The organism is Actinomadura fibrosa (assembly GCF_900659615.1).
GTDB lineage: Bacteria > Actinomycetota > Actinomycetes > Streptosporangiales > Streptosporangiaceae > Spirillospora > Spirillospora fibrosa.
In genome coordinates this window covers 1-8490 of the sequence record NZ_CAACUY010000327.1, presented here as the reverse complement: position 1 = coordinate 8490, position 8490 = coordinate 1, and the positions used below count along the sequence as shown (strand labels likewise).

Annotated in this window: 8 protein-coding genes; all 8 read right to left on the bottom strand. The window is 77.2% G+C overall.

Annotation, left to right across the window (positions count from 1 at the left end):
* A partial coding sequence (locus tag E1300_RS44880) for an alpha/beta fold hydrolase (RefSeq protein WP_131763376.1) occupies positions 1-529 on the bottom strand: 529 nt, incomplete at its 3' end.
* Positions 526-1152: a LysR substrate-binding domain-containing protein gene (locus E1300_RS44875; protein ID WP_131763375.1), complete on the bottom strand. Its 627-nt coding sequence runs from the start codon at positions 1150-1152 to the stop codon at positions 526-528. The genes E1300_RS44880 and E1300_RS44875, both read right to left, overlap by 4 nt.
* The gene (locus E1300_RS44870) at positions 1133-1909 is read right to left on the bottom strand and encodes a DUF6182 family protein (RefSeq protein ID WP_207400338.1); all 777 of its coding nucleotides are present in this window, start codon (positions 1907-1909) and stop codon (positions 1133-1135) included. The genes E1300_RS44875 and E1300_RS44870 overlap by 20 nt, the downstream gene beginning before the upstream one ends.
* Complete coding sequence (locus E1300_RS44865) at positions 1906-3072, bottom strand: hypothetical protein (protein WP_207400337.1); 1167 nt, start codon at positions 3070-3072, stop codon at positions 1906-1908. Before E1300_RS44865 ends, E1300_RS44870 begins: the two co-directional genes overlap by 4 nt.
* Positions 3069-4502, bottom strand: a complete 1434-nt coding sequence (locus tag E1300_RS51955) for an NAD(P)/FAD-dependent oxidoreductase (RefSeq protein WP_131763374.1) — start codon at positions 4500-4502, stop codon at positions 3069-3071. Before E1300_RS51955 ends, E1300_RS44865 begins: the two co-directional genes overlap by 4 nt.
* A gap of 12 nt (positions 4503-4514) precedes the next feature.
* The gene (locus tag E1300_RS44855) at positions 4515-5378 is read right to left on the bottom strand and encodes an SAM-dependent methyltransferase (protein WP_131763373.1); all 864 of its coding nucleotides are present in this window, start codon (positions 5376-5378) and stop codon (positions 4515-4517) included.
* Positions 5375-7159 (bottom strand): GH3 family acyl-acid amido synthetase, encoded by a 1785-nt coding sequence (locus tag E1300_RS44850; RefSeq protein ID WP_131763372.1) that lies wholly within the window; start codon positions 7157-7159, stop codon positions 5375-5377. The genes E1300_RS44855 and E1300_RS44850 overlap by 4 nt, the downstream gene beginning before the upstream one ends.
* Complete coding sequence (locus E1300_RS44845) at positions 7146-7850, bottom strand: hypothetical protein (protein ID WP_207400336.1); 705 nt, start codon at positions 7848-7850, stop codon at positions 7146-7148. Before E1300_RS44845 ends, E1300_RS44850 begins: the two co-directional genes overlap by 14 nt.
* Positions 7851-8490: the final 640 nt, after the last annotated feature.

Here is an 8490-nt window from a genome sequence, read left to right as displayed (position 1 = left end):
GGCGCGCCCGGCGGGTGGTGGCGCCGACCAGCCGGGGTGTCGCGCCGGCGACCACGGCGTCCCGGGTCCGCGGATCGAGCACCGCCGCGGCGAACCGCAGCCGCTGGTCCCGCTCCTCCGGGGTGTCGGCGCGGACCCGCGCGGAGAGCAGCGCCAGGGCGCGGACGCGGCCGGGATGGCGCCGCAGGAGGGCCATCGCGACGTAGCCGCCCAGCGAGCACCCGGCGACGACCGCGTCGCCGACGCCGTGCTCGTCGAGCAGCGCGGCGAGGTCGTCGGCGAGGACGTCCAGGGACGGGGCCGCGCCGCCCAGCGGGCGCCGCCCGTGCCCGCGCAGGTCGGGGGCCAGCACCAGGTGGCCGCGCTCGGCGAGGGCGATGCGCTGGCCGGCCCACATCGAGGAGTCCATCGACAGCGCGTGCAGCAGGAGCACGCCGGTGCCGTGCCCGATGTCGCCGTGCCCGGTGTCGCCGTGCCCGGTGTCGCCGTGCCCGGTGTCGCCGTGCCCGGTGTCGCCGTGCCCGGTCATGCCGCGCCCGCCTCGGCGTCCTTGACGAAGGCCAGCACGTCGTCGCGGTCGAGGTCGCGCCGCCAGGCCAGCGACACGGGCGCGGGCGGCAGGTCGTGGACGGGGACGACGCGGACGCCGGGCGGGGCGATGTCGGCCAGGGACGCCAGCGAGACGTGCACCGCCTCGCCCGCGGCGACCAGCGCGAACATCTCCGGCACCGTCCGCACCCGGTGCCGCCTGCGGATCGGCCGGCCGGCGGGGGTGGCGGGCGGCACCACCTCGTCCCAGATGTAGGCGGGCAGCCGGCCCGGGCGGTCGAAGGCGTCGAACGCCGCGAGCTCCTCGATCGAGACGGACGCCCGGCCGGCGAGGGGATGCCCGTCGCCGACCACGACCGCGCGGGCGTCGGTGGCGAGCTCCGCGCCGCGGCGCAGGTCCGGTTCGGCCAGGCCGAACTTCACGACCATGGCGTCCAGGTCGCCGGCGCGCAGCGCCCGGAACGGGTCGGCGATGTCGTAGACGGCGAGGTCGATCTCGTCCGCCGCGCGGCCCGCGGCGCGGACGATCCGCGTCGCGACGTGCGGCGAGCCGTGGTAGCCGAGCCTGATCGGCGTCCGCGGGTCATCGGGGCGTGCGTGCATCGGGTCGCTCCTCGGTCAGGCAGGCGAGCGCCTGCAAGCGGTCGTCGTGCCGCGGGTCGGGCTCGACGCGCAGCGCGGTGAAGGGTCCGGCGAGCCCTCCGAGCCGTGGCGCCCGGTGGAGCGCGAGCCGGTCGCCGGGCCGGACGAGGCCGTCGAGGACGGCCTCGGCCAGCAGGTGGTTGAGGCCGATCATGCAGCGGGAGACCGTGGTCCCGGCGGTGGCGATGTGCAGGCCGTGCCGGACGGGCGGCCGGTTCCCGGCCTCGCCGGGAACCCTGATCGTCCCGGTGGGCGGCGGGGGCAGCGGGCCCGGGCCGTCGAACGGCTTCAGCAGCCGCCGGAGCCCGGTGACGCGGTCCGGCGGTCCGGGCGCCAGCCAGGCCGAGGACCCGTCGTCGGCGCGGTGGTCGAAACGGACCCGGCCGCCGAGGTTGCCCGGATTGCCCGCCAGGATGATCGTCCTGGTGAACGAGCGCCGCCAGCCGGCGCCCGCCGCCGGGTCGAGGCCGAGCGCGAAGCCGCAGCTCGCGCGGATCCAGGAGGCCAGGTCGAACCGGTGCACCACCGCCACGGCGGCCAGGTCCGCGGCGTCCGCGGCCCGCCGCGCGGCCGCGTCCAGGCCGCCCGGCGCCGACAGGTCGAGGTCCGCGGCGAGGTCCGGCCGGGCCGACCGGATCCGGCGGGTGACCTCCGCGCGCAGGAGGACCTGGGACAGGACCACGGCCGGCTCGTCCGCGGCGGAGAGGGACGGCGTCATGTGTAGACCGCCGGGACCAGCGCCCCCGCGGGGACGGGGCGGTGCCTGGCCAGCAGACCGGCCGTCAGCCGGTACGGGTCGACGTGCAGGCCCTCGCGGTGGCGGGCCAGGAAGCCGGCGACGTCGTCGTCGCCGGGCGGCGCGTCCAGGAGCCGCCCGGCCCGGCCGACCCGGCTCCGCAGCTCCTCCAGTTGGAAGGAGCGCCGCCCGCCGGGGCCGAGGGAGCCGATGAAGTACAGGCGCATGGCCAGGCGCAGCAGCGCCTCGCCCCGCGGTGTGGGCGGCGTGCCGAGCGCGTCGAGCAGGTCGCCCGCCGAGCGCCCGCGCCAGTCGCCCTGCCGGGCGGTGCGGACCCGGCCGTCGATCGGCACCCGGCCGAGGGCGACCCGCCGCACCTGCGGCCCGGCGTGCGCGAGCACCCGGGCGAGCAGCCGGTAGTCCGGCTCCAGGTCGGTGTCGTGGAGCAGGACGACCTCGTCGTGCGAGGCGGCGAGCGGCAGCAGGTCGCGCAGCGCGCAGGCGAGCAGGTTCGGGCGGCCGTCCGGGGACACGAGCCGGCGCAGCGGCATCCCGTGCCGGGTCGGATCGAGGTACACCGGGCCACCGGACCCGCGCAGGTCCAGGCAGAGCCCGCGAGCGTCCAGCCAGGCGAGCATCTCCTCCAGCGTGAACCCCGGCGGCTGGTGCAGCGTGAGGCCCGGGTCGTGCATCCCGAGCCGCGCGTAGTGCGCGGTCCACAGCTCCAGGACGCGGCGGCTCGCCGGGTGCACCCAGCCGTACCGCTCGGCGGCCTCGGCGTAGGGCCGCAGCGCCTCGGCGGGCACGTCCCGGCCCTCCTCCCGGTAGCGGACGTAGAGCTCGCCGATGTCCTGCTCGGAACGGTCCCGGTAGCCGGTGTCCCCGAGGACGCGGTCCAGGTACTCCCAGAAGCCGAGGGTCTGCTCGGTGAGGTGGAGCGCCGTCTGGCTGCACCGGTACGTGACCTGGCCGAGGTGCGCGGTGGCGCGGTACATCACGTCGGTCCAGAGCAGGCCCTTGAGGTGGCTCGGCGACAGCGGCTTGGTCGGCGTGACGGTCACCGGCGCCAGCAGGACCCGCGGGGACCGCGGCGCCGGGGCCGCGTCCGCGCGGCGGGGGAGCCGGCCCGTCCCGACCGCGGTCACCGGGACCTCGCCGCGATTTCGAGCAGCTCCGCGCGGCCGGGCGGCGGCGGGGCGGCGGGCCCGCCCGCCGCCAGCGACTTGCGGACGTGCGCCCGGAAGTCGTCGTCGGAGAAGACGGCGGCGGGCGTGTCCAGCCCCATCAGCACCCGGGTCAGGCCGCGCCAGACGACGGGGTCGCCGGCCGCCGCGGCGCGTCCGACCGTGCGCAGCGCGAGGCGCCCGGCGTCGGCCTCCGGCTCGGGCGGCGGTTCCGCCCCGTCCAGGGCGGCCCGCCACCGGGGGATGCGCTCGGCGTCGTCGTCCGCGCTCTGGACGTACCAGGGCCGCAGCAGCCTGCGGGCCGCCCGGACCGCGGCCCGGCCCTGCTCCGGGCCGCCCTCGGGGTGCTCCGCGATCGCGGCGGCCAGCGCGAAGCCGTGGGCGAGGGCCAGGGACACCCCCCGCCCGAACAGCGGGTTGGTGACGCAGGCGGCGTCCCCCACCGGGAAGAGCCCGGTGACGGGCTGCCGCTGCGCCGTGGCCAGCCCGCGCAGCACGCTGGCCTGGCACGTCATGGTCCGCACCGGCGTGGTCGCCTCCGCGGCGCCGTCCGCGAGCCACGGGGACACGTGCGGGAGGGAGCGCGCCGCGGCCGTGAAGCCGGCGGGGGCGAGCAGCGAGCCCATCGCGTGGTCCTCGGGCAGGACGCCGATCGCGACGGAGAAGTGGCGGCCGTCGGCGGGGTGGAGCACGCCGGCGTACTGGTCGCCCACGAAGCCGGCGGCGTTGCCGCGGTTCAGCGGGCCCGGCGGTCCGCCGTCGGAGGTGCGCCGGTAGAAGCGGCTGTAGACGCGCACCCCCGCGGAGCTCGCGTGGTCGGGCGGCACCGGCAGGCCCGCCGCGGCGAGCCAGCGGGCGGCGCGGGCCCGGCGGCCGGTGGCGTCCACGACGACGCTCGCCGCCAGCCGCGCGCCGGAGCCCGTCCGGACGCCGGCGACCCGCCGCCGGCCCTCGTCGAGCGCGAGCGCGGACACCGTCGTCCCGTGCCAGATCTCGACCCCCGGCGTCGCGCGCGCCCGCCGGTAGAGCGCCAGGTCCAGCAGGGGGCGGCGGCAGGCGAGCGCGATCAGCTGCGCGTCGGTCCCGGTAGGGCGGCCGCCGCCCGGCATGGCGGCGGTCAGGTCCAGCGGCAGCGCGCCCGCCGCGACGAGGTCCTCCCACAGATCGGGCACGCGGTCCCTGAGCAGCAGCGCGCCGACCGAGGTCACGGTGTGCGGCTGCGCGAGGTGGGGGAGCGACGGGCGGTCCCACCGGTCCGCGGCGTCGGGCAGGTCGCCCTCGGGCGGTGCCGGGGACGGGTCGACCACCAGCACCCGGTGGCCGTGCTCGCCGAGCGCGAGCGCGGTCGCGAGGCCGGCCGCGCCCGCGCCAGCGATGACGGTGTTCGGCATGGTCCCGGCCTCTCAGGACGCCCGGCGGCGGCCGTGGACGAAGAAGACCCGGCGGACGCCGGTCCGGCTCCGCGGCGGGACGGGATCGGGCCACCGGCCGTAGTCGGCGCCCGGGTCGCCCGGCTGCACGGCCACCGCGTCGATGCCGTGCGCGGCGAACAGCGCCTCGGGCTCGTCGGTGCCGAACAGCCACGGGCAGCCCCAGCCGGCGAAGACGTCGAGCAGCGCGCGCATGTGCGGCAGCGTCAGCGCGGCGGCGTTGACGACGTCCGCCGCGACCAGGCTTCCGGGCGCCGTCACCTCCCGCACCTGGTCGAGGACCCGGTGGACGTCGGCCTCGCGGAGGTAGTAGAGGAGGCCCTCCAGCAGCCACGCGGAGGGGAGCGCCGGGTCGTATCCGGCCGCGACGAGCGCGCGGGTCCAGCCGCCGGTCACCATGTCGGCGCCGACGGCGGTGCGGCCGGCGCGCGGGACCGCGCCTACCAGCGCGTCCTCCTTCGCCGCCAGGACGACCGGCCGGTCCACCTCGAAGATCCGCACGTGCGGCGGCCAGTCGATCCGGTAGGCGCGCGCGTCCATCCCGGCGGGGGCCAGCACGATCTGGGTCATGGCAGTGTCGGCCGCGGCCGAGCGCAGCAGGTCGTCCAGGAAACGGGTCCGGATGGCGTTGTAGTCGGGGGTGCTGGGCAGGCTCCGGGGACGGTCCGCGGGGAACGTGACCGCCCGGATCTCGGCCAGCAGCGACGGCCCGGCGCGGCCCGCCAGCCGCGCCGCGTACGGGTCGGCGTAGAGGCGGTCCTCGCGGCCGGTCTCCGCGGCCCGGAGGGCGGCGGTGAGGAGGGCCGTTCGCTCGATCGCGTCCAGCTCGACGGTCATGATTCCTCCGTGCTCGGTGAAGGGCGCGCGCCCGGTGAGGGGCGCTTGCCCGATGGGCCGCGCGCGTCCGATCCGGCGGGCGCGTCCGATCCGGCGGGCGGTGCGCCGGTCAGGCGGGCCCAGGCGGCCGGGTCCTGGCGGAACAGCCGGTCCTTGACCTGGGTGGGGCGCGCGCCGCGGCCGACCTCGTCCTCCCAGTCACGGACGAAGGCGTCCGCGCCGAGCGTCGCCAGCGTCGGCGGGGCCAGCCGCCGCGCGGCACGGGCACCCCGGTAGCCGGGGGACTCGCGGCCGAGCGCGTCGTCCAGCCGGGGGAGCAGGGCCTCGATCTCGCGGGGAGTCCATGCGGGCCCCTGCGCGGAGACGGCGAACTCGTAGCGCGGCGCCGTCCGCTCGCCGCCGGGCACGACGCGGCAGGCGACGTTGCGCACCTCCAGCCCGCCCCCGGCGAGGGCCGCGGCGAGAGCCCGGACGACCTGCGCGTCGCGGAGCCGCTCGCCCGCCGCGTCCGACCGGGTGGCCCGGCCGGCGTACTCCAGGCGCGGCACGCCGGCGACGCGGTCCACGACCCGCACCACGTCCCCGGCGGAGTACCGGAACAGGCCGCCGACATGGCTGAAGACCACGTGGTAGTCGCGGCCCGGCTCCAGCTCCGCCGGGTCCAGCGTCCGCGCCTCGGGGTGGAGGTCGGCGTCACCGTCGACGAACTCGTGGACGGCGGCCGTCACCACGAGGCCGCCCGCGGTGGGATGCCGGTCGAGGGTCACGCCGGTCGGCCCCTCGGAGGCGGCGACGGGCGCCGGCAGGACCGTCACGCCCGCGCCGTACTCCGCGCGGAGCCGGGGCATGTAGAGCGAGGCGATCCCGGTGGTCCAGCAGAAGATCGCCTCCATCCGGGGCCAGACGTCGCACGGTCGCAGGGTCCCGGCCCGTCCGGCGAGGCGTTCCAGCTCGGCGGCCCGCGCCGGATCGGGCGGGCCGTAGGGGTGCCCGCCGAGCGTGCCGTCGCGGACCTCCCGGACGATCCGGGGGAGCCACCGGTCGAGCTGGCGGGGGAGCGCGGCCACCATCGCCGGGTTGATGCCGATCACGCAGCGCACGTCGCGCTCGACGGCCAGCCTGACCCGCAGGTACGCCTTCTCCAGTTGCGCGCCGGGGTCGACGGGCACGGGCAGGGCCGCCCACGGCGCGGCGGTGCCGGGCTCCGCGGACAGCGGCTCGCCGAACCGCTCGCCGAAGTCGACCTGGCTGGCGCCGACGTGCGGCCTGCCGGACGCGGTGGTCGGCGGCGCGGCCAGCGGGTCGTGCTTGAGGTTGAGCACCGCGTCCGGCCTGGCCAGGACGCCCGGGAAGTGCTCCGCCAGCGGAGCCCACGCCGCGTAGAAGAACGGGAAGAAGGAGGTCGCCATGAACCGCGGCGTGACGGGGATCTTCTTGTGCGCGCCCGTGCTGCCGCTGCTGGTGAAGTAGACGGCCGGGTCCTCGGCGGTCAGCACGTTGTGCTCGCCGGCGGCCATCCGCTCGATCCAGGGGGCCAGCGCGGCGTAGTCGCTGATGGGGACGGCCTTCCGGAAGTCGGCGACGGTCCGGATCCGGTCGAAGCCGTGCAGCCGGCCGAACTCGGTGCCGGCGTTGGCCGCCAGCGCGTCGCGCAGCACGCGGTGCCGCAGGGCGTCCTGGTCCTCGCCGAACGCGGCGAGCAGCCGGGCCCGCTCGGCGAACACCCGCGCCCGGTAGCGGCGCAGGCGGTCCGGCGCGGTGCGGTCCTCAGTGGCCGGCATGCTGGATCAGCACCTCCTCGACGGCCTTCGCGGCCTGTTCCACGTCGCCGGATTCGGGGAGCACGCTCACCGGCAGGTGCCCGACCTCCGCCAGGAGCAGCTCGCGCAGATCGGCCTGGAAGGAGCGGAAGGACTCGAACGCGCCGCGGCCGGCGCCGGTCCCGTAGTGCTCCAGGCCGTTGAGCAGGGCACCGTCCCCGCTGCGCCGCCACGCCGTGGCGGGCGCCACGTCCAGGAACACGACGTGGCCGGGCTGGGGGAAGGTCCGCCACCAGCCGTACATCGGGTGGTCGCCGAGTCCGGTGAGCCGGAGCTTGGCGAGGATCTTGTAGTAGTAGGAGTCCACGACGAGCGGCGCCCGGGCGTCCTCGGCGGCGTCCTCGGCGGCGCGCTCCAGGAGGCGGTCGCGCAGGTGCACCACGGCCGTCTGCAGAAGGGCGGCGGTGAACTCGGGCGAGTACGCGCGTGCGGGAGCGGTGAGCACCTCCCCGACGAGGTCCCTGCGGAGCCGCCCGATCAGCGCGTGCCGCGGAGCGAGGAAGGCGTCGTCGGCCGAGACGATCCGGTATCCCGCGGGACGGCGCGCGAGTTCCGCCAGCGCCGCGGACTTGCCCGCGTAATCGGGACCGAGCAGTACCGTGAACCGGGGCCGGACGGCCGCCGCCACCGGGTCTCGCATCGAACGGGCCACGCCCTTCTCCTGCCTTTGAGGAATTCCCCCGGCGGCCCCGGCCCGCGGCGCGGGGGGCCGTGCCGCCCGCTATCCGCGGGCGCGGTGAAATAGCCGGGTCCGCGGCTATGAACGGGGGCCGCATCGAGAACTATCCGCCGACCCCGGGAACGAGCACAAGCACGCGGCGCGCACTTTGTCACGTCATCTGACGCGGGAGTCCGAACCTGCATTCCGGCGTTCGCGAATGGCGATGACCGGCCGGGTGCGGGCATCGCCCGCGGCGTGAGGGAACGTTCGGACGGCCGATCGTACCTGCTCATGTGGTATCGCCGGTCGGCGTGACCGGTGCCGCCCGGAGGGGGCGGCCGGGCGGCACCGGTCCGGCGCGCTCCGGGTACCGGAGACGCGAGCCTGCCGTACGGAAGTGTCGACGCCGAGCCGGAAAAGGGCGGGTGTGCGGTTTCCCTTTTCCTTCCGATGTCCGGCGGCGGCGAATTCCGATGTCCATGCTAGCGTTCGCGCGGGCCCCCGGTAATACGTGCCTGACACCGATTCAGGGACGCTGCTACAGCGGATCATTGTTACTCGTCCGCGGGCCGGGCCGCGGAGGCCGCGGCGCCTTCGCCGGGCTCGCCCGCCGGAGCCGCTTTCCCCGGGG